Annotated in this window: 26 protein-coding genes; 15 read left to right on the top strand and 11 right to left on the bottom strand. The window is 69.0% G+C overall.

Translation table 11 applies throughout. From position 1 onward, the window contains the following. Positions 1–63: 63 nt before the first annotated feature. Positions 64–966, top strand: coding sequence for an SDR family NAD(P)-dependent oxidoreductase (locus GPX89_RS24080; RefSeq protein WP_328602252.1), 903 nt, complete (start codon positions 64–66; stop codon positions 964–966). Here the strand turns inward: GPX89_RS24080 and GPX89_RS24075 are convergent. Then, positions 955–1,932, bottom strand: a complete 978-nt coding sequence (locus GPX89_RS24075) for a zinc-binding dehydrogenase (protein ID WP_328602251.1) — start codon at positions 1,930–1,932, stop codon at positions 955–957. The two genes, GPX89_RS24080 and GPX89_RS24075, sit on opposite strands and share 12 nt — an antisense overlap. 185 nt (positions 1,933–2,117) lie before the next feature. Between GPX89_RS24075 and GPX89_RS24070 the strand changes: the two genes are divergently transcribed. Continuing rightward, positions 2,118–2,813 (top strand): hypothetical protein, encoded by a 696-nt coding sequence (locus GPX89_RS24070; protein WP_157389979.1) that lies wholly within the window; start codon positions 2,118–2,120, stop codon positions 2,811–2,813. A gap of 51 nt (positions 2,814–2,864) precedes the next feature. On the opposite strand, the gene GPX89_RS24065 is transcribed toward GPX89_RS24070, so the two are convergent. Together GPX89_RS24065 and GPX89_RS24060 are read right to left on the bottom strand one after the other, a co-directional pair. After that, positions 2,865–3,884, bottom strand: a complete 1,020-nt coding sequence (locus GPX89_RS24065) for a sigma-70 family RNA polymerase sigma factor (RefSeq protein WP_157389978.1) — start codon at positions 3,882–3,884, stop codon at positions 2,865–2,867. A 4-nt stretch (positions 3,885–3,888) separates the two neighbouring features. Then, the gene (locus GPX89_RS24060) at positions 3,889–4,284 is read right to left on the bottom strand and encodes a VOC family protein (protein WP_157389977.1); all 396 of its coding nucleotides are present in this window, start codon (positions 4,282–4,284) and stop codon (positions 3,889–3,891) included. 191 nt (positions 4,285–4,475) lie between these two features. Between GPX89_RS24060 and GPX89_RS24055 the strand changes: the two genes are divergently transcribed. Both GPX89_RS24055 and GPX89_RS24050 read left to right on the top strand, forming a co-directional pair. After that, positions 4,476–4,622 (top strand): hypothetical protein, encoded by a 147-nt coding sequence (locus GPX89_RS24055; protein ID WP_157389976.1) that lies wholly within the window; start codon positions 4,476–4,478, stop codon positions 4,620–4,622. Between the two features lie 46 nt (positions 4,623–4,668). Then, positions 4,669–5,673: a PHP domain-containing protein gene (locus tag GPX89_RS24050; protein WP_157389975.1), complete on the top strand. Its 1,005-nt coding sequence runs from the start codon at positions 4,669–4,671 to the stop codon at positions 5,671–5,673. Positions 5,674–5,780: 107 nt separating this feature from the next. On the opposite strand, the gene GPX89_RS24045 is transcribed toward GPX89_RS24050, so the two are convergent. The 7 genes from GPX89_RS24045 to GPX89_RS24015 all read right to left on the bottom strand — a co-directional run bounded on the left by GPX89_RS24045 (position 5,781) and on the right by GPX89_RS24015 (position 12,552). Beyond that, positions 5,781–6,083, bottom strand: a complete 303-nt coding sequence (locus tag GPX89_RS24045; protein WP_198347566.1) for a putative quinol monooxygenase — start codon at positions 6,081–6,083, stop codon at positions 5,781–5,783. 109 nt (positions 6,084–6,192) lie between these two features. Further along, positions 6,193–6,636, bottom strand: coding sequence for a hypothetical protein (locus GPX89_RS24040; RefSeq protein WP_157389974.1), 444 nt, complete (start codon positions 6,634–6,636; stop codon positions 6,193–6,195). 95 nt (positions 6,637–6,731) lie between these two features. Further along, the gene (locus GPX89_RS24035; protein ID WP_157389973.1) at positions 6,732–8,015 is read right to left on the bottom strand and encodes a glucarate dehydratase family protein; all 1,284 of its coding nucleotides are present in this window, start codon (positions 8,013–8,015) and stop codon (positions 6,732–6,734) included. 37 nt (positions 8,016–8,052) lie between these two features. Continuing rightward, positions 8,053–9,513, bottom strand: a complete 1,461-nt coding sequence (locus tag GPX89_RS24030; protein WP_328602250.1) for an aldehyde dehydrogenase (NADP(+)) — start codon at positions 9,511–9,513, stop codon at positions 8,053–8,055. A 61-nt stretch (positions 9,514–9,574) separates the two neighbouring features. Next, positions 9,575–10,708 (bottom strand): L-talarate/galactarate dehydratase, encoded by a 1,134-nt coding sequence (locus GPX89_RS24025; protein WP_157389972.1) that lies wholly within the window; start codon positions 10,706–10,708, stop codon positions 9,575–9,577. A 1-nt stretch (position 10,709) separates the two neighbouring features. Beyond that, a complete protein-coding gene (gene kdgD / locus GPX89_RS24020; protein ID WP_328602249.1) occupies positions 10,710–11,639 on the bottom strand; it encodes a 5-dehydro-4-deoxyglucarate dehydratase in 930 nt (309 codons plus the stop codon). A gap of 13 nt (positions 11,640–11,652) precedes the next feature. Beyond that, complete coding sequence (locus tag GPX89_RS24015; RefSeq protein WP_198347565.1) at positions 11,653–12,552, bottom strand: LysR family transcriptional regulator; 900 nt, start codon at positions 12,550–12,552, stop codon at positions 11,653–11,655. 214 nt (positions 12,553–12,766) lie between these two features. Between GPX89_RS24015 and GPX89_RS24010 the strand changes: the two genes are divergently transcribed. From GPX89_RS24010 to GPX89_RS23980, 7 genes are all read left to right on the top strand, one after another. Then, positions 12,767–13,588, top strand: coding sequence for an IclR family transcriptional regulator (locus tag GPX89_RS24010; RefSeq protein ID WP_157389971.1), 822 nt, complete (start codon positions 12,767–12,769; stop codon positions 13,586–13,588). 36 nt (positions 13,589–13,624) lie between these two features. Then, positions 13,625–14,428 carry an NAD-dependent epimerase/dehydratase family protein gene (locus GPX89_RS24005; RefSeq protein ID WP_157389970.1) on the top strand — a complete coding sequence of 268 codons (804 nt, stop codon included), beginning with the start codon at positions 13,625–13,627 and terminating at the stop codon, positions 14,426–14,428. A gap of 159 nt (positions 14,429–14,587) precedes the next feature. Next, positions 14,588–15,976, top strand: a complete 1,389-nt coding sequence (locus tag GPX89_RS24000; protein WP_157389969.1) for a sugar porter family MFS transporter — start codon at positions 14,588–14,590, stop codon at positions 15,974–15,976. Continuing rightward, entirely contained in the window at positions 15,973–16,977 is a 1,005-nt protein-coding gene (locus tag GPX89_RS23995) for a lactonase family protein (protein ID WP_157389968.1), read from the top strand. Before GPX89_RS24000 ends, GPX89_RS23995 begins: the two co-directional genes overlap by 4 nt. Next, positions 16,974–17,768 carry an aldose epimerase family protein gene (locus GPX89_RS23990; protein WP_157389967.1) on the top strand — a complete coding sequence of 265 codons (795 nt, stop codon included), beginning with the start codon at positions 16,974–16,976 and terminating at the stop codon, positions 17,766–17,768. Before GPX89_RS23995 ends, GPX89_RS23990 begins: the two co-directional genes overlap by 4 nt. A gap of 129 nt (positions 17,769–17,897) precedes the next feature. After that, positions 17,898–19,298 (top strand): serine hydrolase domain-containing protein, encoded by a 1,401-nt coding sequence (locus GPX89_RS23985; RefSeq protein WP_157389966.1) that lies wholly within the window; start codon positions 17,898–17,900, stop codon positions 19,296–19,298. Positions 19,299–19,335: 37 nt separating this feature from the next. Then, positions 19,336–19,719 carry an avidin/streptavidin family protein gene (locus GPX89_RS23980; protein ID WP_157389965.1) on the top strand — a complete coding sequence of 128 codons (384 nt, stop codon included), beginning with the start codon at positions 19,336–19,338 and terminating at the stop codon, positions 19,717–19,719. 1 nt (position 19,720) lies between these two features. On the opposite strand, the gene GPX89_RS23975 is transcribed toward GPX89_RS23980, so the two are convergent. Further along, positions 19,721–20,845 carry an NmrA family NAD(P)-binding protein gene (locus tag GPX89_RS23975; protein WP_157389964.1) on the bottom strand — a complete coding sequence of 375 codons (1,125 nt, stop codon included), beginning with the start codon at positions 20,843–20,845 and terminating at the stop codon, positions 19,721–19,723. 129 nt (positions 20,846–20,974) lie between these two features. Between GPX89_RS23975 and GPX89_RS23970 the strand changes: the two genes are divergently transcribed. The 4 genes from GPX89_RS23970 to GPX89_RS23955 all read left to right on the top strand — a co-directional run bounded on the left by GPX89_RS23970 (position 20,975) and on the right by GPX89_RS23955 (position 23,699). Then, on the top strand, positions 20,975–21,634 hold the full coding sequence (locus tag GPX89_RS23970) for a TetR/AcrR family transcriptional regulator (protein ID WP_157389963.1): 660 nt from the start codon (positions 20,975–20,977) through the stop codon (positions 21,632–21,634). Then, on the top strand, positions 21,631–22,263 hold the full coding sequence (locus tag GPX89_RS23965; protein ID WP_157389962.1) for an urease accessory protein UreF: 633 nt from the start codon (positions 21,631–21,633) through the stop codon (positions 22,261–22,263). The genes GPX89_RS23970 and GPX89_RS23965 overlap by 4 nt, the downstream gene beginning before the upstream one ends. 67 nt (positions 22,264–22,330) lie before the next feature. Then, entirely contained in the window at positions 22,331–23,059 is a 729-nt protein-coding gene (gene ureG, locus GPX89_RS23960) for an urease accessory protein UreG (RefSeq protein WP_157389961.1), read from the top strand. After that, the gene (locus GPX89_RS23955) at positions 23,049–23,699 is read left to right on the top strand and encodes an urease accessory protein UreD (RefSeq protein WP_328602373.1); all 651 of its coding nucleotides are present in this window, start codon (positions 23,049–23,051) and stop codon (positions 23,697–23,699) included. The genes ureG and GPX89_RS23955 overlap by 11 nt, the downstream gene beginning before the upstream one ends. The last annotated feature ends 264 nt before the right edge of the window (positions 23,700–23,963 follow it).

Raw genomic sequence — 23,963 nt, 5'->3', positions numbered from 1 at the left:
CGCGCCCGCGTATTTCCACTCAGTTCCCGATCACCCGCCGACTCTGCGGCTACCCTCGAAACCGTGGCTGAGCAAGACGCCCCGAACAGTGCGAATCCGGCCGGGTCGAACGGCCGTCCGCTGGCGGAACGCGTGGCGACCAGAATCTTCTATCCGACCTCCCGCCCGCGCGGGAAAGCCTTGCGCGAGGCCGTGTCCGATGCGGTCGTGCTGGTGACCGGTGCGTCGCACGGGATCGGCAAGGCGGCGTCGAAGAAGCTGGCCAGGGCGGGTGCGACGGTGCTGCTGGTGGCGCGCTCACAGGACGACCTCGAGGCCGTGGCCGCCGAGATCCGCGCCGCGGGCGGGACCGCGCACGTCTACACCTCGGACATCACCGAATTCAACGCCGTCGAGGAATTGGGTCGCACGATGCTAGCCGAGCACGGCCGGGTCGATGTGGTGATCAATAACGCGGGACGGTCCATTCGCCGGCCGATCGACGAATCCTATGATCGTTTCCACGATTTCACCCGGACCATCGACGTCAACTATCTCGGCCCCGTCCGGCTGTTGCTGACCTTGCTGCCGAGTATGCGTGAGCGCGGGCGCGGGCATATCGTCAACATCTCCACCTGGGGTCTGCGGATGCCCCCGGCCCCGCGCTGGTCGGCCTACGGAGCGTCCAAGGGCGCCTTCGACATCTGGTTACGCACCGTCGCGACGGAGATCGCCGCCGACGGCGTCACCACCACCTCGGTCTACATGCCCCTGGTCCACACCCGTATGAGCGCGCCCACCGACTTCTCCGGCATTCCCGGACTCACCGCGGACGAGGCCGCCAACCTCATCTGCCATGCCGTGGTCGCACGGCCCCTCGAGATCGCCCCGTGGTGGACGGGCCCCATCCAAGCCTGGACCGACCTGCGCCGAGGCGCCGCGCAACGCTTCATGGAACGCGGCCTGGGTCGCTTGTCAGGGGAGTAGGACCACCTTCCCCGTGGTCTGCCGCTGCTCCAAGGCTCGATGCGCCGCTGCGGCTTCCGCGAGCGGGAAGCCGTGCACCGCGGGCCGCAGACGCCCCGCCGCCGCCTCCGCCAGCGCCCGGGTCTCGAGGGCCCGCAAGCCGCCCGCGCGTTCGAGCATCCGCGGGCCGAGCACGACTTCCGAGGTCACACCTCGCTCGGCCAGTTGCTCCTCGTCGAATTCGATCTGCCCGCCGGACCATCCGAACACCAGTCGTAGACCGCCCTTTCCGAGCAGATCGACCGCGGTCCGCGCGACCTCGCCGCCGACTCCGTCGAACAGCAGGGTGGCGGGACGCTCCCCGTAGCGGGCCCGAACGGTCTCCGGCCAGGTCGGATCCAGGTAGTCGAGCGCCAGATCGGCTCCGTTCTCGAAAACCTGGTCGGCCTTGGCCTTGCCGCCCGCCAGACCGATCACGGTGGCTCGCGTTCCCACCAGGTACTGCACCAGCAAGGTCCCGATCCCGCCCGCCGCCGATGGCACGATCGCCACCGTGTCCGGGCCCGGATCGGCGAAGCCGAGAATCCCCAGCGCCGTGCGCCCGGTCCCGATCATGGCCACCGCCGCCCCGGCGTCGAGCCCCACCGGAATCTCGTGCAGCCGTTCGGCTTCGGTCACCGCGAGCTCGGCATACCCGCCCGGTGCCTGCCCGATGTGCGCGACCACCCGCCGCCCGAGCCAGCTCCGCTCGACCCCATCCCCGACCCGGTCGACCGTCCCGGCCACCTCACGTCCCGGGATGGTGGGTAGTTCCGGTAGCGGCATGGGTCCGGACACGATCCCTTTCCGCAGCGAGGTATCGAGCAGATGCACTCCGGCCGCCTCGACCGCGATTCGCACCTGCCCCGGGCCGACTTCGGGATCCGCGACGGTTTCGTACCGCAGATTCTCCGCAGCCCCGAACTCATGAAGCCGAATGGCGTGCACGACAACTCCTCCACCTCGATGACATGACAAACTCCCATTCACCTTGCAACCTCAATCAACGTTGAGGTCAAGCTGTGGGGAGATACCCCCCGTAATTGGGTGCTTTGGGTCGGCACCGCGGTGGCATAGCGTTTTTCGCAGAGCGTGGGCCGTCTCGAGCCCACGACCGGCCATGGGGGTGGGCGGTGCAGATCACCGAATACAGCGTTGTCGGATTGCGATCGTCGGTCATCGATTTGCGGGCGCGGGGGAAACCGTTGCGGTTCCGGCTGTTTCCGATGGCCCATATCGGACGGGCGGAGTTCTATCGGGAGGTGGCCGAGCGGCTGCGGGACTGCGATCTGATCGTGTCGGAGGGGTGGGACATGCCCAGTTCGCACGGGCAGGCCATTGTGCTCGCGATGCGGCTCACCCGTCAGCGTGGAGTTCGGGGTCTCGTCCACCAGGACATCGACCATGCGGCGCTGGGCATACCCACGGTGTTTCCGGAAAGTGTGTCCGGTCGCCGTCGGCGGCATCGTTTCTCCTTCTGGTCGCTGCTCGATCTGCTCGCACTGACCCCGTACTACACCGTGGTCATGGCGCTGGGCGGCCGAAACTGGCTGTTACGGAGCCGGTTCGAGATCGATGACAACTCCGATGTGCGGATCCGATTCATGAACAAGACGTTTCTGCACGACCGTGACGAGGAGCTGATCTCTGCCCTCGCCGAGGTCTACGAGGAACACCGCGAGCGGCCCGAGGTGGTGGCGGTCGTCTACGGTGCGGCTCACATGCCGGCGGTGATCAATGCGTTGAATGCCCGCTTCGGCTATCGGGCTGTCGGGGCCCAGTGGCTCACGGTCTTCGACGAGGCCGACCTGTACCGCGCGGTGGGCTAGACCGACGCGGTCGGACCGATGCTGCACGGTCGGCCGGGCCGGTGTGGTTGCTCACGCCCACTTCGGCAGATCCAGCAGTTCGAGCTCGGCCGGATCGACCACTATGGTGACCGCCGCGATTCGGTTGTGCGCCACCGTGAACGAGATCAGCGATAGCGGAGTGCCGTCCTCGCGCCAGGAAATATAGCCGGGCAGACCGCCGACCAGCACCGGCTGGTGACGGGCGATCTCGCCGGAGAACATCTTCGCGCGAGCGGCCACCTCGGTCGCGCCGAGGGTGACGAACCTGCCGCCGGGAGCGTTCACCGTGAGCTGGACGTCCGGGTCTAGCACCCGCAGCAGTGCCTCGAAGTCACCGCCGATCGCGGCCGCCCGGAAAGCCTGCGCGACAGCCCGCTGCTCTCGGACGACCGCTCGCTGTTCTCGAACAGTTGCCCGCGTTTCATGGACGACTTCCCTATGTACCTGGGCGCTCGTCTGCGGTTCTCGGGTGACTGCCCGCTGTCTCCCGCCGGTTGTGCCCTGTTCCCGGGCGACCGTCCGGTGCTCGCACAACGCATCGGCGGGGCGCTCGGTCGCGCGCACTTTCCGGCGGGCTCGGCTGGCGAGCATTTTGGTGGCGTCGGCGGATTTGCCCAGGATCTGGCCGATTTCGGCGAACGACACCGCGAACATGTCGTGCAGCACGAAGGCCAGCCGCTCACTCGGCCCGAGCGAGTCCAGCACGACGAGCAGGGCCAGACCGACCGAATCGGCGAGCGCGACACACTCTTCCGGCTCCGGACTGTCGTCGACGATGACTACCTCGGATATGCCGTCCCCGTACGACTGTTCGGGGCGGTTGCCGCGAGAGCGCAGCAGATCCAGGCTGATTCGACCGACCACGGTGGTCAGCCAGCCCGACAGGTTCTCGATGGCGGCGTCGTCGTTGCGGGCGAGGCGCATCCACGCCTCCTGGACCACGTCCTCGGCGTCGGCATAGGACCCGAGCATGCGGAAGGCGACCGCGCGCAGGTGATCCCGCTGCTGCTCGAACGCCTCGGTCACCAGGTTCCCCGGCCTGGTCTGCATGGCGTCACCGCCCGTTGCGCTGCTGGCGCAGTGAGATCCGGTTGCCATCGGGATCCACCGCCTCGATGCGGACACCGAAGGCGTAGTCCTCCGGCTCCTCCACGAGGAAGGTGACGCCGCGTTCGCGCAACAGCGCGAAATCCTTGCGCAGGTTGTCGGATTCGAGGATGAGCGGGCCGGGCGCGGGCACCTCGTGCGCACCGACCGGTTGTCCCGCGGCGGCCGGGTGCTCCCAGAGGATGATCTCGACGGGGCTCTTGGGCACGCGCAAAGTGAGGAACCGTCCATCCGGTCCGGGGTAGTCGATGTGCTTCTCCAAGCCCAGCCCTTCGGTGTAGAACTTCAGCGCCCGATCCTGGTCGGTCACATACACGGTCACGTACAGCACGTTCGTGAGCATTTCGTCCTCCGATCGTCAGTGTGGCGACCTCGTGTTCCGGGCCGTCACTGATATGACGATGGGGCGGAGGAAAAGGTAACCGGCTCACTACCGCTGCCTGTTCGACGCCTCCGCGCCGCCAGTGGCCTGATCGACTGTGGTGCACGTGAATCCGCGCTTCTACCGTGGAGACGATTGTGTGGGAGGCAGCCGTGAAGCGACTACTTTTCCTGGTGATCGCGATCGCCATCGCCGGATCGACCTATGACTACGCCACCTCGGCGGGCCACTACGGCATTCTGGTCGTCGCCGGGGTGGTCATCGCACTGCTGATGGTCGGCAGAGCGGTCAACGGCTAGGGCCCGAGTGCCCACCGCGTGATACCCGGGCGCGCACACTGGTGACATGGACCCAGTCGTCGCCCTGCGTCAGATCGCGTTCTTCAAGGACCGCGCCCGCGAGGATCCCCGACGGGTCATGGCCTACCGCAATGCCGCCGACATCGTCGAACGCCTCGACGACGCCCAGCGGCAGCAGCTGGGCCGCTCCGGCGACTGGCAGTCGCTGCCGGGGATCGGCCCGAAGACGGCCACGGTGATCGCGCAGGCCTGGGCCGGTCGCGAGCCCGACGCCCTGGTCAAGTTGCGCACCTCGGCCAAGGATCTGGGCGGTGGCGAGCTGCGCGCGGCCCTCGAGGGCGATCTGCACGTCCACTCCAACTGGTCCGACGGTTCGGCCCCGATCACCGAGATGATGGCCGCCGCCCAGGCCCTCGGCCACGAATACTGCGCCCTCACCGACCATTCGCCCCGCCTGACGGTCGCCAACGGTCTCTCCCCGGACCGCCTCCGCCAGCAACTCGACGTCCTCGACGAACTACGCGACCGCTTCGCCCCCATGCGCATCCTGTCCGGCATCGAGGTCGACATCCTCGACGACGGCTCCCTCGACCAGGAACCCGCCCTGCTCGACCGCCTCGACATCGTGGTGGCCAGCGTCCACTCGAAGCTGAAAATGGAACGCGCCGCCATGACCCGCCGCATGGTCCGCGCCGTCTCCGACGGCCGCGCCGACATCCTCGGCCACTGCACCGGCCGCCTGGTCGAAGGCGCCCGGGGCACCCGCCCCGAATCCCAATTCGACCCCGAACAGGTCTTCACCGCCTGCCGCGACAGCGGCACCGCCGTCGAGATCAACTCCCGCCCCGAACGCCGCGACCCCCCGACCCGCCTGCTGAAACTGGCCTTCGACCTCGGCTGCGACTTCTCCATCGACACCGACGCCCACGCCCCCGGCCAACTCGACTTCCTCGGCTACGGCGCCCAACGCGCCCTCGACCTGAACATCCCCGCCGACCGCATCATCAACACCTGGCCCGTCGACAAACTCCTGACCTGGACCACCCACTGACCCGAAATCTCCAGAACCCCAACACAAACAAGATCAGGGAGCTCCCAGCGCGGAAATCCGGGCGAATTTCCACGGTGAGAGCTCCCTGATCTCGATACTGCGAGTGGTCAGGCGCGCGGGTCCTCGATGCGGGTGCCTTTGACGAGCCAGGTGGGGCCCTCGGCGAAGGATTCGATGATCTCGAAGAAACGGGCGAAGTGGGGGCCCTTGGCGTGGACGTCGAAGGCGGCCTCGTCGGCGTAGGCCTCGTTGAGGTAGAAGCGGTTCGGGTTGTCGGCGTCGGCGATGAGTTCGAAGCGCAGGGTGCCGGGCTCGTCGGCGGCGGAATTGCGGCCGTCCTCGAGGGCGGCGGCGATGAACTCGTCGCGGCGGTCGGCGGGGACATCGAAGCTGACGGCGATGTGGTACACGGTGTTTCGTCCTTTGTCGGCGATGGTGTCGGTTCGACGTGATCCATCGTGCGTCGCGCGCGCCGGCCTACCCAGAGCCATCCGATGCCTGGGCATCGGGTGCCCACCCTCAGCGGTTGGTGAGCAGGACGACCGACGCCAGGGTGGCGGTGACGAGCGCGAATCCACCGTGGATCAGCACGATGCGCAGCGGCAGATTGGATTCCCGGGTCGCGCGATGCGCCGCGCCCGGACCTTCCGGGGATTTGGCGAAGGTGCGATAGGTGGGTATCCAGCGGACGAACATGGTGGCCCCGAGGATGGCCGTCATGACCAGTAGCGCCACGGCGTAGGTGGCAATGTCGTGGTTACCGACGACCACGAAGGTGGTCCACGCGGAGGCGGTGATCAGAGCGAGCGCGACATGCCCGAAAACCAGTGCGGGCGGCAGTCGGCGGTGCCTGCCGTGGCGCACGCGGGCGCGCCGCACCTCGCCTCTCGTGAGCCAGGCGCCGAGGATCAGCGCCCCTGAGATCGCGGTGCAGACGAGCATTCCCTCCGCTGCGTACCTCATGAATACGAGACTAGGTACGATCGCCGACGGTTGTCCGCCGTTCCCGCAAACTTCAGGAATCCCGTTGCGGCCCTGAACGGTTCGCAGCCTCGAGATCAGTACTCGAGGGAGGTCGCGGTGCGCTGGCCGGGGTGCGCGCGGCGCATGGCGGCGACATCGTCGCGTTCGCGCATGTCCGGCATGCTGTTCCAGCGTTCGTGGAGCCGGGCGAGGGCATCGGGGTTCAGCTCCACGCCGAGGCCGGGCGTGTCGGGCACGTCGACCGCGCCCGCGGTGAAGGTCAGGCGCTCGGTGATGACATCCTCGGACTGCCACGGGTAGTGGGTGTCGCAGGCGTAGCGCAGCTCGGGAATGGTCGCCGCGACCTGGGTCATGGCGGCCAGGCTGATGCCCAGATGGGTATTGCTGTGCATGGACAGGCCCTTGCCGTAGGCCCGGCACACGGCGGCGAGGTCGCGGGTGGCGTGCAGTCCGCCCCAGAAGTGGTGGTCGGACAGCACGATCTGCACCGCGTCCCGATCGAAGGCGGGTTTCACCTCGTCCAGGGAGGTGACGATCATGTTGGTGGCCAACGGGATTCCGCTGTGGCGGTGCACCTCGGCCATGTCCTCGACGGTCGTGGTGGGGTCCTCGAGGTATTCGACGACGCCGGTCAGTTCCTCGGCCACCCGCAGCGCGGTCTTCAGCGACCAGCCGCCATTGGGATCCAGCCGCAGCGGCGCGCCCGGGAAGGCTCCCGCGAGGGCGTTGATCGCGGCGATCTCCTCCTGGGGCGCGAAGACCCCGCCCTTGAGTTTGAACGAGCGGAATCCGCCCTGTACCAGGAACTTCCGGGCCTGCTCCACGATCCCGTCGGGATCGAGTGCCGCGCCCCACGGATCGGCGGGCACATCGTCGACCGGATGTTCGGCCCACTTGTAGAACAGGTAGGCCGAATATTCGACCCGGTCGCGGACCTTGCCGCCGAGCAGGGTGTGCACCGGCACGCCCAGGTGTCTGCCGAGCGCGTCGAGCGCCGCCACCTCGAAAGCCGAGATCACCGACAGCCGCACCTTGTCGGTGGTCAGCGCGCCTCGCAGCCCGCTGGCGGCGGGGGTGGCATCGATGAGCGCGCTCGCGGACCGGCCGAGCCCGAGAATGGTGTTGATCGCGCCCACGGGCACTCCGACGAGCTGCCGCGACAATTCGCTCGCCCGTGCCAGATACGCCCTGTCACCATAGGTTTCGCCGAGTCCGACGATCCCGGCATCGGTGATCAGTTCCACGATCAGCCGCGGGGTGTAGGGCTGGTGCACGCCGGACAGATTCAGTAGCGGCGGGTCCGAGATGAGGATGGGGGTGAGCCGGACATCGGTGATCACGGGGAGATCGGTGTTCATACCTTCGGATTCCTGTCGGATTGCCGGGATCAGGGTGTCAGCGCTTGCCGTCGACGCGCCGGGGCAGCTGCCACGGATTGGCCTCCCGCAAGGCGGCGGGCAGCAGAGCGTCGGGGAAGTCCTGCCACGCGACCGGGCGCAGGAAGCGTTCGATGGCGGCCGCGCCCATGGAGGTGAATTGCGGTGCGGTGGTGGCCGGATACGGTCCGCCGTGCTGCTGCGCCCACGACAGCGTGATGCCGGTCGGCCAGCCGTTCCACAGCAGCCGCCCGGCCAGCCGGGTCAGCAGCGGCAGCAGGGTCCGCACCTGCTCGTACTCGGACTCCTCCGCGTGCACGGTGGCGGTGAGTCCGGGCTCGAGTCCCTCGAGCACGGCGCGCAGTTCGTCCTCGCCGTCGTATTCGATGATCACCGAGGCGGGGCCGAAGCATTCGCGGTCCAGAACCTCACGGTCGCCGAGGAAGTCGCGGGCGCGCACCGACAGCAGTGTCGGACGGAAGCCGGTGTCGGCGGGGTCCGCGTCCGGTGAGACCAGCCGCGTGATCCCCGCCTGCTCGCGCAGGACCGACACACCCGTGCGGTAGCCGGCCGCGATCCGGTCGTTGAGCATCCGCTGTTCGGGCACCGCCGCAACGGCATTCACCAGCTGCTGTTCGAGTCCGTGGCCGACCGGCAGCAGCAAGAGCCCCGGCTTGGTGCAGAACTGTCCCGCCCCGAGCGTGAACGACCCGGCGAACCCCTGCGCGATCTGCTCGCCGCGCGCCTCGACCGCACCCGCCGTCACCACCACCGGATTCAGACTGCCGAGCTCACCGTAGAACGGAATCGGCCGTGGCCGCGCATTGGCGATGTCGAACAGCGCCCGCCCGCCGGGCACCGACCCGGTGAACGCGGCGGCCCGAATATCGGGATGCCGCAACGCCGTCGTCCCGGCCTCGACGCCGTAGATGATCTCGAACGTGCCTTCCGGCGCACCCGCCTCGGCCAATGCGCTCACGAGCACGTCGCGTGTGCGCGCGGACAATTCCGGATGCCCCGGGTGCGCCTTCACGATCACCGGGCATCCGGCCGCGAGTGCCGCCGCGGTGTCGTGCCCGGCCACGCTGAGAGCGAGGGGGAAATTGCTCGCCGTGAACACCAGCACCGGCCCCATCGGCACCACACTGCGCCGAATATCGGGGCGTGGCCCCATCGGCCAGCTCGGATCGGCGTGATCGATGGTGGCACGCAGGAATTCACCGTCGGCGAGCACCTCGGCGAACAGTCGCAGCTGAAATACGGTGCGCGCCAACTCTCCTCGCAACCGCGGCTGTTCGGGCAGGTGGGTCTCCCGGGCAGCCAGCGCGACCAGCTCATCTCCGGCCCGCTCGATCCTCTCCGCCGTGGCCTCCAGCCACCCGGCCCGCTGTGCGGGCGTGGTCTCGGCCAGCGCCTCGGCGGCCCGCACCGCCGCCGCGACAATCTCATCGATCCGTTCGAGCGGCGTATCCGCGATCACCAGGTCCTCCGGTACTCGTCGTTGGGAAGTCGAAACAGCTTGCACTCGAACACGATTCCGTTCATGCCCGGACCTCGTGCTCGGCGACGGTCCAGGCTCGGGCCTGGTCGCTGAGGGTGACGCCGAGGCCGGGGCGGCCGGAAAGGTGCATGCGGCCGTCTCGGATGTCGAGGCGTTCGTTGAAGAGCGGATCGAACCATTCGAAGTGTTCGACCCAGGGTTCGAGGGGGTAGGCCGCCGCGAGGTGGAGGTGGACCTCCATGACGAAATGCGGTGCCAGCTGGAGTTGTTCGCGGGCGGCGTGGTTCATGATGTCGAGGAATCGGGTGATGCCGCCGACGCGCGGGGCGTCGGGCTGGACGATATCGACACCGGCCCTGATCAATTCGGTGTGTTCGGCGACGCTGGCCAGCATCTCGCCGGTGGCGATCGGGGTGTCGAAGGTTCTCGCGAGGGCCGCGTGCCCGGCGAAATCGTAAGCGTCCAAAGGCTCTTCGATCCAGGTCAGGTTCAACGGCTCGAAGGCGCGGCACATGCGTTGCGCGGTCGGGCGGTCCCACTGCTGGTTGGCGTCGACCATGAGCGGCACCCGGTCGCCGATCTTCTCGCGGACCGCGGTGACCCGCGCGAGGTCCACGGCGTGGTCCGGATGGCCCACCTTGATCTTGATGCCGCCGATCCCGGAGGACAGGGACTCGGTGGCCCGCTCGAGCACCTCCTCGATCGGAGAGTGCAGGAATCCGCCGGAGGTGTTGTAGCAGCGCACCGAATCCCGGTGCGCGCCCAGCAGTTTGGCCAGCGGCAGCCCCGCGCGCTTGGCCTTGAGATCCCAGAGCGCGACATCGAAGGCGGCGATCGCCTGCACCGCGAGCCCGCTGCGGCCCACCGACGCGCCCGCCCACATCAGCTTGTCCCAGAGCCGGGCGATATCGCTGGGATCCTCGCCCAGCAGCAGCGGCGCGATCTCCTCGGCGTGCGCGAACTGGCCGGGGCCGCCCGCGCGCTTGGAGTAGCTGATGCCGAGGCCCTCGAACCCCGCAGCCGTGGTGATCTCGGCGAACAGCACGGCCACTTCGGTCATCGGCCGCTGTCGTCCGGTGAGCACCTTCGCATCGCTGATGCCGCCCGGCAGCGGCAGCGTCACCGAGGAGATCTTCACCGCGGTCACGCGGTCCAGTACGGCGGGAGAGGCCATGTCAGGCAATCCTTTCCACGAGCGCGGTCAGCTCGGCCAGCTCGCCCGCGTCCAGGTCGGTCAGCGGCGGTCGCACCCGGCTCGAGGGGCGGCCCACCGCGGTCAGGCCCGCCTTGATGATCGACACCGCGTAGCCCGGCTTGCGGTCGCGAATATCGAGGTAGGGGAGTACGAAGTTGCGCAGGTGCGTGTACACCGTCTCGCGGTCGTGCGCGCGCACCGCCTTGTAGAAGGCCAGCGCGAACTCCGGCGCGAAGTTGAAGATCGCCGAAGAGTAAGTGGTGACACCCATTTCGGTGTAGGGCAGCGCGAAGGTCTCCGCGGTGGGCAGCCCGCCGATATAGGTGAGCCGGTCGCCCATGCGGGCGTAGATGCGGGTCATGGTCTCGATGTCGCCGACGCCGTCCTTGAACCCGATCAGGTTCGGGCAGTGTTCGGCCATCCGCGCCACGGTCACATCATCGACGCGGGCGTTGGCGCGGCTGTAGAAGATCACGCCCAGCGAGGTCGCCGCGCACACCGCCGCCACATGCTCGAGCAGGCCCTCGGGCCCGGCCTCGGTCAGGTACGGCGGCAGCAGCAGAATCCCCTGCGCCCCGGCTGCTTCGGCATTGCGCGCCTGCTCGACGGCCACCGCGGTCCCGGCGGTGGCGGGGGCCAGCACCGGCACCCGCCCGGCGGTCTCGGCCACCGCGGCGCGCACCACCCGATCGATCTCGGCGGTGGTCAGCGAGAAGCCCTCACCGGTGCCGCCCGCGGCGAAGAGCCCCGCCACGTCGTATTGGGACAGCCAGGCGATGTGCTCGCGGTAGGCGGCCTCGTCGAACGCGAGCTCGGCGTCGAAGTGGGTGACGGGGAACGACAGCAGGCCGCGGCCCAGGACCGGTCCCAGATCCGCCGGTGCGATCGTGTCGAGGGGTGTGCGGTGCACGGTGGTGTTCTCCTTACCAGGTATCCAAGAGGTCGATCACGCGGCGCAGCGCCGGATTCGCCGGTTCGCGCCGCCAGACCGCGTACAGTTCGGCGCGCTCGCTCACCCCCGACAGCGGCCGGTAGCGGACGCCGTCGAGGTGCAGCCGGCTCGCGGCCTCGGGCACCAGCGCCACCCCGCGGCCCGCCGCGACCAGCGCGAGCATGGTGTGCGCCTGGCTCACCCGGTCGGCCGGGTCGTAGGAGACCCCGGCAAGCACCCGGTGCGTCAGGTCGGCGAAGTAGCGGGCCGGGCCGGGCGCGTACATGAGCATTCGCTCGCCCTCGAGTTCGCGGACGGCGACCAGGCCGCCCGTGGCCAGGCGATGCCCGTCGGGCACCGCCAGCACCAGCGGCTCGCGATACACCGGCCGCCCGTCGAAGGCGAGCCGATCGAACGGCGGGCGCGCCAATGCCAGATCCAGTTTCCCGCTGGATAATTCGTCGAACTGCAGGCTGCTGACCAGTTCACTGAGGATCAGGTCGATCTCGGGCAGTGCGACCGAGAGCTGGTTGAGGAAATCGCCCAGGAAACCGAAACCCGCCGTAGCCGTGAAACCGATCCGCACCGTGCCGGTGTGCCCGCCCGCCACCAGGCGCGCGGTGGCCGGAGCCGCCTCGGCCAGGGCCAGCAGCCGCCGGGCCTCGACGAGGAAGGCCTGGCCCGCCGGGGTCAGTTCCACCTGCCGCTGGGTCCGATCCAGCAGCAGCACACCGATATCGCGTTCGAGCTTCTGGATCTGGCGGCTCAGCGGCGGCTGGGTCATGTGCAGCCGGTCGGCGGCCCGGCGGAAGCTGCCCTCCTCGGCGACGACCACGAATCCGCGCACCTGCTCCAGGGACACCATGGCCGAGAGCCGGTCGTCGTCGGTCATCGATGCGCACTCCTCTGCCCCGCGGTCTCGCGGATCCCTGTCCCTGCAGGCTAGGGCCTCGCTCTGATACCCGTCCAACATTGTTTGAGCATCAAGCGATGCACAGAAAGCATCGGACGAAAGTTCATGTATCTGAATACGATCGGGAATCAGGCGGAATTCCGTAACCAGAACGATCCGATCGACGGAATGCCGGGAGATCTCAGGGAGTGTCATGCAGCGTCCGGATGCCGTGCGGCGGACCGACGAGAGAGCGCGGGGACGGGCCGACGAGACGGCGAACGGAGTGAAGTCGGCACGCCGGGCGATCGCGGTGCTGGAGGTGTTCGCGGCGCGGCCGGCCTGGCTCTCGCTGGTGGACATGCACGAGGCCACCGGATTCCCGCGATCGAGCCTGCACGGACTGCTGCGCACCCTGCGTGATGCCGGATGGATCGAAACCGACGACACCGGAACCAGATTCCGCCTCGGCGTGCGGGCACTGGTCTGCGGCACCGCCTACCTCGATCGCGACCCGGCGATCCCGTACGCCACCGAAACCCTCGAAAAACTGCGCGAGCAGACCGGATTCACCGTGCACTACGCCCGCCTGCACGGCGGCGAGGTGGTGTATCTGGAGACGCGGGAGTCACGCAGCTCCGAGCACCTCATCTCGCGGGTGGGGCGCACCCTGCCCGCGCACGCCACCGCGCTGGGCAAGGCGCTGCTGGCCGAACTGTCCGACGGCGAGCTGAAAGCCCTGCTGCCCGAGCGCCTTCCGGCCCGCACCGAGCACACGGTGACCAGCCGTGAGGTCCTGTTCTCCGAGCTCACGGTGATCCGCGACCGCGGGTACGCCACCGAGCACGAGGAGGGCACGGCCGGGGTCGCCTGCGCGGCGGCCGCGGTGCCCTACCGCCTGCCCGCCACGGACGCGCTGAGCTGCTCGATGCCGCTCGACCGGGTCACCGAGGCCGAACAGCACCGCGTCGGAGCCGTGCTGCGCGACGCCGCCGCGGTGCTGGCGCGACGCCTGCGACAGGCCGGAATCCGCTGACCACGAACCTGTTCCCTCGCACAAGGAGTTCACCCCATGTCGCTGCAACGCGTCCTCGTCACCGGAGCCGCGGGCAATCTCGGGCGGCTGATGCGCCCACGCCTGGCCCGCCCGGATCGGATCCTGCGACTGCTCGATCTCGCCCCGCTGGATCCGCCCGCCCCGGGCGAGCAGGTGGAGACGGTCACCGGTTCGCTCACCGATCCGGAGATCATGGCCGCGGCCTGCGCCGATGTCGACGCGATCATCCACCTCGGCGGCCTCAGCCGCGAGGACGAGTGGTCGCGCATCCTCGCGGTCAATATCGACGGCACCCACACCGTGCTCGAGGCCGCCCGCGCGGCCGGGGTGCCGCGAATCGTGCTGGCCTCCAGCAATCATGCCGTCGGCTACCGCAAGGTCGGCGAGGCCGGAGCGGACGGGCTGCCCGGCGAGAGCACCCCGCGACCGGACACCTACTACGGCGTGAGCAAGGCGACGCTGGAGGCGCTCGGCAGCCTCTACCACGAGCGATTCGGCATGGACGTGTCCTGCGTGCGCATCGGCAGCTGCTTCGAGAAGCCCGCCGACGTGCGGCAACTGTCGCTGTGGATGTCGCCGGACGACTGCGCGCGCCTGCTCGAAGCCTGCCTGGCCACCGAGACTCCCGGCTATCGAGTGATGTGGGGCGTCTCGGCGAATACCCGGGCGGTGGTGTCACTGCGCGAGGCGCAGGAGATCGGCTACGTCAGCCACGATGACGCCGAATACTTCGCCGACCAGGTGCCTCCGGGTGAACTGCCCGAGTACATCGGCGGCGCGTTCCTGGAAACTCCCCTGGGGCAAGCCAACCCGCTCTGACCCGCCGGACGCCGTGCGCGGCAACATCTCTCGGCACCGCGCGTTCACATCCGTGAACGCATGAGCTGATGCCGAACAAGCATCGGAATCTGTATTGTGTTCGCCTTTCGAGCATGTGAGCCTGGGCACACTCGATTGGTAGTAAAGGAAGCATCACCCATGCAGCAGTCGGCAACGACGCCCGCTCAGCGACGGCGGATCAGCGTCTCCTCCCTCTACTTCTTCGGAGCGCTCGGCGGCATCCTCTTCGGCTACGACCTCGGCGTCATCTCCGGTGTCCTGCTGTTCATCGTGAAGCCCTGGCACCTGGACTCTTTCGCCAAGGGCGTGATCGGCGGCTCGCTGGCGGCGGGCGCGGTGTTCGGCGCGATGATGGCCGGTCGCCTCGCCGACCGGTACGGCCGCCGGCCCACCATCATGGTGGCGGCGGTCATCTTCACCGCCGCGGTGCTCGCCTGCGCCTTCGCGCCGAGCTATCCGATCCTGGTGGTGGCCAGGTTCATCACCGGCGTCGCGGTCGGCTGCTCGTCGGCGACCGTGCCGATGTATCTGTCCGAACTCGCGCCCACCCGGATGCGCGGGGCACTGTCCACGCTGAACCAGTTGATGATCGTGTCCGGCATCCTCATCGCCTACATCGTCGACTGGGCACTGAGCGGTGCGGGCAACTGGCGGTTGATGTTCGGGCTCGCGGCGGTGCCCGCGGTGATCCTGTTCTTCGGCCTGTTCACGCTGCCGGAGACGCCGCGCTGGCTGGTCAAGGCCGGCCGCGAGGAGGAAGCGCGGCTGGTGCTGGAGCAGACGCACCGCGACGACGACGCCGACAGCGAACTGGAGGGCATCCGCGATGTCATCCGGATCGACGGCGAACAGCGTGGGCGGCTGCGGGATCTGACCACCAAGTGGGCGCGCCCCGCCCTGGTGGTGGCGCTCATCCTCGCCATCGGACAGCAGTTCGCGGGCACCAACGCGGTCAACCTGTACGCGCCGGACATGTTCAAGCAGTTGGGCTTCGGCACCCAGAACGCGCTGTTCGCCTCGACCATCATGGGCACCGTCAAACTGATCTTCACCGCCTGGGTGTTCCTGATGGTGGACCGGTGGGGCCGAAAGCCGTTGCTGCTGCTGGGCAATGTGATCATGGCGCTGTCGCTGTTCCTGCTCGGGCTGACCGTGCTGACCATGGGCAAGGGCACCGGGACCGGCATCATCACGCTGATCGTGCTCAATCTCTACTGGGTCGGTTACGAACTGGGCTGGGGCGCGGTCGTGTGGGTGATGATCGCGGAGATCTTCCCGCTGAAGGTGCGCGGCATCGGCACGGCCACCGCCTCGACGGTGCTGTGGGCGGCCACCTTCGCCATCACCTTCCTGTTCCCGGTCATGAGCGATCCGAAGCATCTGGGGCTGGCGTACTCGGCGTGGATCTTCGCGGCGGTCAGCGTGGTGCTGTTCGTGCTGGTGCGGCGGTACGTGCCGGAGACCAAGGGGCGCAGCCTGGAAGAGATCGAGCTGGATCTGCGGGCTCGGGCGGGGCGGGCCGCATGACGGTCGTCGCCTACGTGTCCTGCGCGGACAGCGCCGAGATCGCGGTCCTGCGACTGCGCTCCGACGGCACGCTGGAGCCGGTGCAAACGGTGGCCGTCAGCGGCGCGGTGATGCCGCTGGCGGTCGCCCCCGACCGCCGCCACCTCTACGCCTCGCTGCGCTCGCAGCCCTGGTCGGTCGCGTGCTTCGAGATCGATTCGGGCACCGGCGAACTGCGGGCGCGGGAGACGGTGCCGCTGCCGGGGAACATGGCCTACCTGTCCACCGATCACGGCGGGCGCTACCTGCTCGGGGCGTCCTATACCGGGGACTTCGTCTCGGTGAACGCGATCGACGCGGACGGCGGCGTGGTGGCCGAGCCGATCGAAGCGCTCGCCACGCCGCCGCACGCGCACTCGATCGTCACCGATCCCACCGACCGGCACGTGTTCGTGGCGGCGCTGGGCGGAGATGTCGTGCTGCAGTTCCGATTCGACGCGCGGACCGGCCGGGGCGTCCCGAACGATCCGGCCTTCGTCTCCACCAAGCCCGGTGCGGGGCCGCGCCATCTGCTGTTCCATCCGAACGGGCGATTGGTGTACGGCACGAACGAGTTGGACGGCACGGTGAGCGGCTACGAATACGATTCCGGGACGGGCCGTCTCAGCCCGCTCGACACCGTCTCGGTACTTCCCGAGCCTGGCGGCGAGCCGTGGACGGCGGAACTGAAGCTCACCCCGGACGGGCGGCTGTTGTACGTGTCCGAGCGGCGGTCGAGCACGATCGCCGGATTCCGGGTCGACCCCGGCACGGGCGTGCTCACGCCGCTGGGCCACACCGTGACCGAAAGCTGCCCGCGCGGAATGGCGATCGATCCCTCGGGTCGCAACCTGCTGGCGGCGGGGCAGGAGTCGCACGCGGTAACGTCGTATGCCATCGACCCCGACAGCGGCGCGTTGCGGCCCGTCGACCGTCGCCGGGTCGGCTGGAATCCGAACTGGGTGGAGCTGGTGACGATATGACGGACGACAACCTGCGGTTGCACGCCGACGACGCGGTGCTCACCGTGCATCCCGATACCGGTCGAATCGAGGGACTGCGGCTGCGTGAGACCGAACTGCTGCGGTCCGGCGACCATTTCGGCAGCTTCCCCATGGCGCCGTGGTGCGGGCGCATGCGTGACGGCATCCTCCATTGGAACGGCCGCGACCATCAGCTTCCGCGCAACGCCGAACCCCACGCCATCCACGGCACGGTCCGCGACCACCCGTGGGAGGTGGTGCGGCACAACACCACCGAACTGGTGCTGACCCAGGACCTGCGCGCCCCCTGGCCGTTCCCCGGGCGCGTCACCCAATCGTTCGAGCTGACCCCGGAGTCGGTCGAACTCCGCATGACCGTCGAGGCCACCGGCGAGCCCTTCCCGGCTCAGCTGGGCTGGCACCCCTGGTTCCACCGTCGCCTCACTCCCGACGGCAAGGACGTGGAGATCTCCTTCACCCCGGCCTGGCAGGAACGGCGCGGCCCCGACCACCTTCCCGACGGCACCCGCATCCCGCCGGGACCCGGACCCTGGGACGACTGTTTCGGCATGCCCGACGGTGTGCACGTCGTCCTCACCTGGCCGGGGGCGGTCGAGCTGACCATCGCCAGCCCGCTGCAGTGGGTGGTGGTCTATGACGAACCCGCCGAAACCGTCTGCGTGGAACCCCAATCCGGGCCGCCCGACGGCCTGAACACCCTCCCGCAGGTTGTCGCGCCCGACCGGCCGCTCACCGGTTCCACCCGCTGGAGCTGGCGCTATCCGGACTGATCCGGGTTCCGGGGCGGCTGTCGGCGCACTGTCGGTGCGCTGTCAGCGGCACCCGCCATTGTCGTTCCCAGAGCTGGTCGAGGCGATTCCCCGATCTCGACGGCGACGAGCGGAATCGAAGGAACGACAATGTCGGACAACGGATTGCAGCAGCTGGTGGCGGAGTTCTGCGCGAGCGGCGCGGCGCCGGGCGTGGTCGCCGGGGTGTACCACGCCGGCGAGCAGGAGATCGTCGCCGAAGGGGTCACCAATGTGGTGACCGGGTCGCCGATGCGACCCGACACCGGATTCCTGTTCGGCTCGATCACCAAGGTGCTGACCACGACACTGGTCATGCGGCAGGTCGAGCGCGGCCGGATCGACCTCGACGAGCGGGTGTGCGCCTACCTGCCCGACTTCCGGCTCGCCGCGCCCGGCGCGGCGGAGATCCGGATCCGGCATCTGCTCTCGCACACCAACGGCATCGACGCCGACCTGTACTTCCCGAACGCGAACGGGCCCGACGCGCTGCGCGTCGCCGTCGCGGGCATGGCCGACCAGGTCGGCACCCTGTTCGCGCCCGGCGAGTACATCAGCTACTCCAACGGCGGAATGATCGTCGCCGGACGCGTCCTGGAGGCGGTGACCGGCATGCCGTATCACCAACTGCTGGAACAGGATCTGTTCACGCCGACCGGCATGCGCGACACCTCCACCTCGGCCGAGCAGGCGATCCTGCGCAGCACCGCCATCGGCCACTTCCCCGACCCGGCGGGCCCGCGCCGCACCGACCTGTTCAAACTCCCCGACACCTGGGGCCCCGCCGGTTCCTCGGCCATGGGCAGCGTCGCCGATCTGCTCGCCTTCGGCCGCACCCACCTCGACGGCGGCATCGCCCCGTCGGGCACCCGGGTGCTGTCGGCGGAGTCCATCGCACGCATGCAGACCGTCACCCACAGCATGGGCACCCTGCACATCCCGCCGATCGGATTGGGTTGGCTGCTCATGCCTTTCGGCGACATCACCGTCCTCTCGCACTCCGGCGCCTCCCCGGGCGGCGTCGCGGTCCTGGTCGCCGTCCCCGACCACGACCTGGTCTTCGCCGCCTACGGCAACAGCGCCGGCGCCATGGTCCTGTTCGACCGAATCCTGTTGTCCCTGCTGCGTGACCGCCTCGGCGTCACCGTCCCCGACCTCCTCACCGGCCCCATCGAAGTCCCCGACCTCACCCCCTACACGGGCACCTACCGCTCCAACCAGTTGCGCGTGGACGTCCGAATCGTGGACGGCGCATTGGAGGAAACCACCACCTACGAACCCGCCGACACCTCCCAACGCGAGATCTTCACCGCCTTCGCCGGCGGCTCGATCCCCACCATGTCCCGCCGCTTCATCCCCGTGGGCAAGGACCTTTTCGCCCCCACTGGTCTCCCATTGGAAATGTTCACCGGGTACTCGCGCCAAATGCTGGTCTCCTACCACGACATTCGCGACGGACACGCCCACTACCGCTCCGCCGGCGGCCGCATGACCCGCCGGGCCACCCACTGAGCGGAATACGGGGAGTCGCGGGGGACTTGGACCGGAGATGAGTGATATCGACTGGAAGGGACAGTGGCGCAACGAGTACGGGTCGCGCCTGACGATCACCGAGGATGCGGGCGGGCGTTTGGAGGGGAGCTTCGAAACCGCCTTGGGGGACAGTGCTTTCGCGGGGAGCGAGGTGCCGATCATCGGGCTGCATCGCGGGCCTTGTGTTCAGTTCTCGTTCGTCGCGGCCGGTGAGATCCCGAGCATCTGCTCCTTCACCGGGCTGCTGCGCGACGGCCACCTGCACGCCGCGTGGCATGTGGTCTCCGATCAGGCTGTCAAATCCCCGCGACCGGGCGCGAGCCCCGAACTCATCAATCTCCCTTGGGCTCACGCCGTGCTCACCAACTCCGATACCTTCGTCCGCGCCGACCTGAACTGATCTACGCGGTATTCCGCCGGGGATCGGCGGGCCGGGCCGAAACGGTCATGCCTGCGTGGCGGTCCCCGGCGGAATGCTCGGCCCGCCAGAATTCGGACTCGCCCGAGAAACGCGGGTTCGCGGGGCGGGGATGCTGTTGTACGGCCTCGAATCGGTCCAGGCGTTTGCGCGGCAGGACCGCCATGCGCAGGGAATCCGCCAGGGAGGACAGATAATTGCGGACGGTGCGCTGGGCTTCGGGGGCGGTGGCGTAGCGGCGGGCGATGGTGAGGAAGTCCTCGGGGTCGCGTCCGGTCACGTCGCGGACGTGGGTGGTGGGGCCGCCGGATTCCCAGGTGCCCAGGGCGTGTTCGGGGACGTAGTGGCGCAGGGAGGATTGGAAGAACAGGTCGGCGTGCAGGCGTTCGGCGTCGGCATCGATGGCGCGCATGAACATCGGGAGCGGGATCTCCACGTGGCGGACGCGTCTGCCGACCGCTTCGCCGATGAGGTCGGCCATGTCGGTGCCCGACAACAGCTTCGGTCCGGTCGGGCGGTAGGACCTGCCGTCGTGGCGGTGGGGGTCGAGCAGGCCGCCGACGGCGACACGGGCGATGTCCTCGTTGGAAGGCGGGGCGTTGCGGCCCGATCCGGTCGGCATGGGGAAGACACCGAACAAGGCGGCCACGGGGAGCGTCTTCATGTAGTTGTCGGCGAAGAAGCCGGGATCGACGGCTACGTGAGCGGTGTCGGGCAGCAGCTCGAACATCTTGGCCGTCAGCCATTGCTGCCTGGTCAGCAGCGACGGATGTTCGGGGCTCGCGATCCACTGGCCCAGTGACACGATCGCTTCCACTCCGGCACGGCGTGCGGCGACCGCGAATCCGACCGCGCTGTCCAGGGCGTGCGGGTGATAGGGCGGATTGAAGAACACCCGGTCCACGCCGGTGAGCGCGGCCTCGACCTGCCGGTAATCGAGCATGTCGGCCGCCGCGATCTCCGCGCCCGCCGCCCGCAGCCGAGCGCTGCGGGAGTCCTCCCGGTGAACGAGCGCCCTGGTCGTCACCCCCTGCTCCACGAGTTGGTCGACGACCGCGCCGCCGATCTTGCCGGTCGCTCCGGTGACCAGAACACGTGCGTGTGTCATCGGACTGTCCTTCCTGCTTCGAGGGATACACCCCGGTCAAAAAAGTGACCAGTGGTTACATGCGGCCAGTATGTGCCCGCGATGTGACCAGTGTCAACACCCTTCCCGGCATGTGCGATCCTTGACGCCATGAGCTCAGCAACCGCCTCCGGCAGCCGACAACGGCCCTATCACCACGGGTCTCTGCGCTCGGCTCTGATCGACGCGGGCGTCGCTCTCGCTCGCGAGGGCGGACCGGAACGGGTGATCCTGCGCGAGGCGGCCCGGGAGGCCGGGGTATCCCACTCGGCGGCCTACCGGCATTTCGCCGACCGCGAGGCGCTGCTCGCCGAGGTATCACGCGCTGCCCGAAGCGAACTCGCCACCCAGATGCGGCGCGGCGTCGAGGATGCCTCCGATCCGGTATCGCGGCTGGGCGCGGTCGGGACCGCGTATGTCACCTTCGCGGTGAACGAGCCCGGACTGTTCCGTGTCGCCTTCGACTCGCACCCGGTGCCCGACCTCGATCCGCGCGGGAATCGATCCACCGTCGAGGCAGCGTCGGAAACCGCCGAACCGTTCGACATCCTGAACCAGGTCCTCGACGAGGTGCAGGCGGTCGGTCTGCTGGATCCGAACCGCAGGCCGGGCGCCGCGATCGCCGCCTGGTCGGCGGTGCACGGCCTGGCCGCTCTGCTGGTGGACGGCCCGCTGCCCACCACCCGCGAAGGCATCGACTTCGCGCTCGAACAGGTGCTCGGACTCATCGCGCGCGGACTGCTCGGCGTCGATCCGGAGGCGGGCCGATGAGTCTGGCTACCTTGCTCACCCTGGCCGATTCGCGGTTGCCGATCGGCGGGCACGTGCACTCCGGCGGGGTCGAGGAGGCGGTCGCCTCGGGACTGCTGCGCGACGTGGCGAGCGTCGAGCTGTACCTGCGGCGGCGGATTCGTACCTCCGGTCTGGTCGCGGCCTCACTGGCCGCGGCGGTGTGCGCGGGAACCCTGGACCCGGCCCGGGCCGAGCTCGAGGCCGATGCCCGCACCCCGTCGCCCTCGGCCCGCACCGCCTCGCGGGCACAGGGCCGCGGTCTGCTCCGCCTCGCCAAACAGGTCTGGCCGGAAGCCGACTGGGGCGCGCTCGGGACCCGGCCACACCTGTCCACGGTGTTCGGGGTGGTCGGCGCCGCCTGCGAGGCCGCGCCGCAGGACATCGCGGCGGTGACCGTCTACACGACGATGACCGGCGCCGCGACCGCGGCGCAACGGCTGCTCGCCTTGGACCCGGCGGCCGTGGCCGCGTGCACCATCCGGCTCGCCGACGTGTGCGACGCGACCGCTGCGCACGCGGTCAAAGCTCTTGCCGCGCTCTCGGATCCGCTGCAGGACGTGCTGGCCGAGCGCCACCTGGGCCGGGAGATGCCGCTGTTTGCGTCGTAGCTGGTCGCGGCCCGGGTTACATGCGGTTTACGTGGCTGGGCAAGGATGGGGTGGAAAGGAGTCGAACATGCCACCTCACCTCATCGACGGGGAACCGCACGATCACAGCCACGACCGTCCCAAGCGGGAACGGACGCCGGGGGAGCCGCTGCGGATCGGAATCGGCGGACCGGTCGGATCGGGCAAGACCGCGCTGACCGCCGCCCTGTGCCGGCAGTTGCGCGACGAGTTGTCGCTGGCCGTGTTGACCAATGACATCTACACCACCGAGGACGCGGACTTCCTGCGCCGGCACGCGGTGCTCCCGGACGAGCGGATCACCGCGGTGCAGACCGGCGGCTGCCCGCACACCGCGATTCGCGACGACATCACCGCGAACCTGGACGCCATCGACGATCTGATCGAGGCGAACCCGCCGCTGGATCTGATCCTGGTGGAATCGGGCGGCGACAACCTGACCGCCACCTTCTCCTCGGGCCTGATCGACGCGCAGATCTTCGTCGTCGACGTCGCGGGCGGCGACAAGGTGCCGCGCAAGGGCGGCCCGGGCGTGACCTGGTCGGATCTGCTGGTCATCAACAAGACCGACCTGGCCCCGATGGTCGGCGCGGATCTGTCGGTGATGGACCGGGATTCGACCAAGGTGCGCGAGGGCCGCCCGTTCGTGTTCACCTCGCTGACCGAGGATCCGGCCGCGACGCCGGTGCTGACATGGGTGCGCGAGCAGTTGAAGCTGGCCACCGAGCAGGATGCGGCGGCCTCGAATGCGACGGCGGGCAGTGCCCATTCGCACTGAGCTCCGCATCACCGCGACCGCCGGGACGCTGCCGCACATTCACGCGGTCGGCGGCCTGGCGGCGCGGCGCACCGGGATCGACACGGTCCACCTGATCGGCACCGCCGCCACTCCGCTGGGCGGCGACGTGTTGGATATCGTTGTCTCCGTGGGGGAGGGCGCGCGCCTGGCCGTGCGCTCGGTGGCGGCCACCATCGCCCTGCCGGGCCGCGAGACCAGCAAGTCGGTGGCGCACTGGCACTTCGAGGTCGCCGCGGGCGGGGAGCTGGATTTCGATCCGGAGCCGACCGTGGTCGCGGGCGGCGCGGAGCACGAGACGGTCACCACCGTGCGCCTGGAAGACGGTGCGCGCCTGCGGCTTCGCGAACGCGTCCAGATCGGCCGCACCGGCGAGGACCACGGCTACTGGAGCGGTGAACTCACCGCGGATGTCGGCGCGACACCGCTGCTGCGCCACCGGCTGGAACTCGGCGCGGACGCCGTCACCGACGACGCCCTGACCGACCCGCGCGCGCTGGAGAGCGTCCTCACCTACCCCGACGCCCGCCTCGCCGACACCACCGGCCTCGACACCGCACTGCTACCCCTGGCCGCAGGCGGCACGCTGTTCACCCGCACCGCCCGCCTGCTCGCGGTCTGACCGCTCGGCCTCCGGGCGGAACACCGCTGGACGGCATGCTGTTTCGCGCGGATCGCGCGTTCGCTCGTGGGTTGACCGTTCGGTCTCGGGGTAGAACGCTGCTGGGCGGCATGCTGTTTCGCGCGGATCGTGCGTTTGCTCGTGGGTTGACCGTTCGGTCTCGGGGTAGAACGCTGCTGGGCGGCATGCTGTTTCGCGCGGATCGTGCGTTTGCTCGTGGGTTGACCGTTCGGTCTCGGGGTAGAACGCTGCTGGGCGGCATGC

The organism is Nocardia terrae (genome assembly GCF_009760405.1).
Classification (GTDB): Bacteria; Actinomycetota; Actinomycetes; order Mycobacteriales; family Mycobacteriaceae; genus Nocardia; species Nocardia terrae.
Note: the sequence above shows the minus strand (reverse complement) of the source record. Positions and strands in the feature narration are given on the sequence as shown.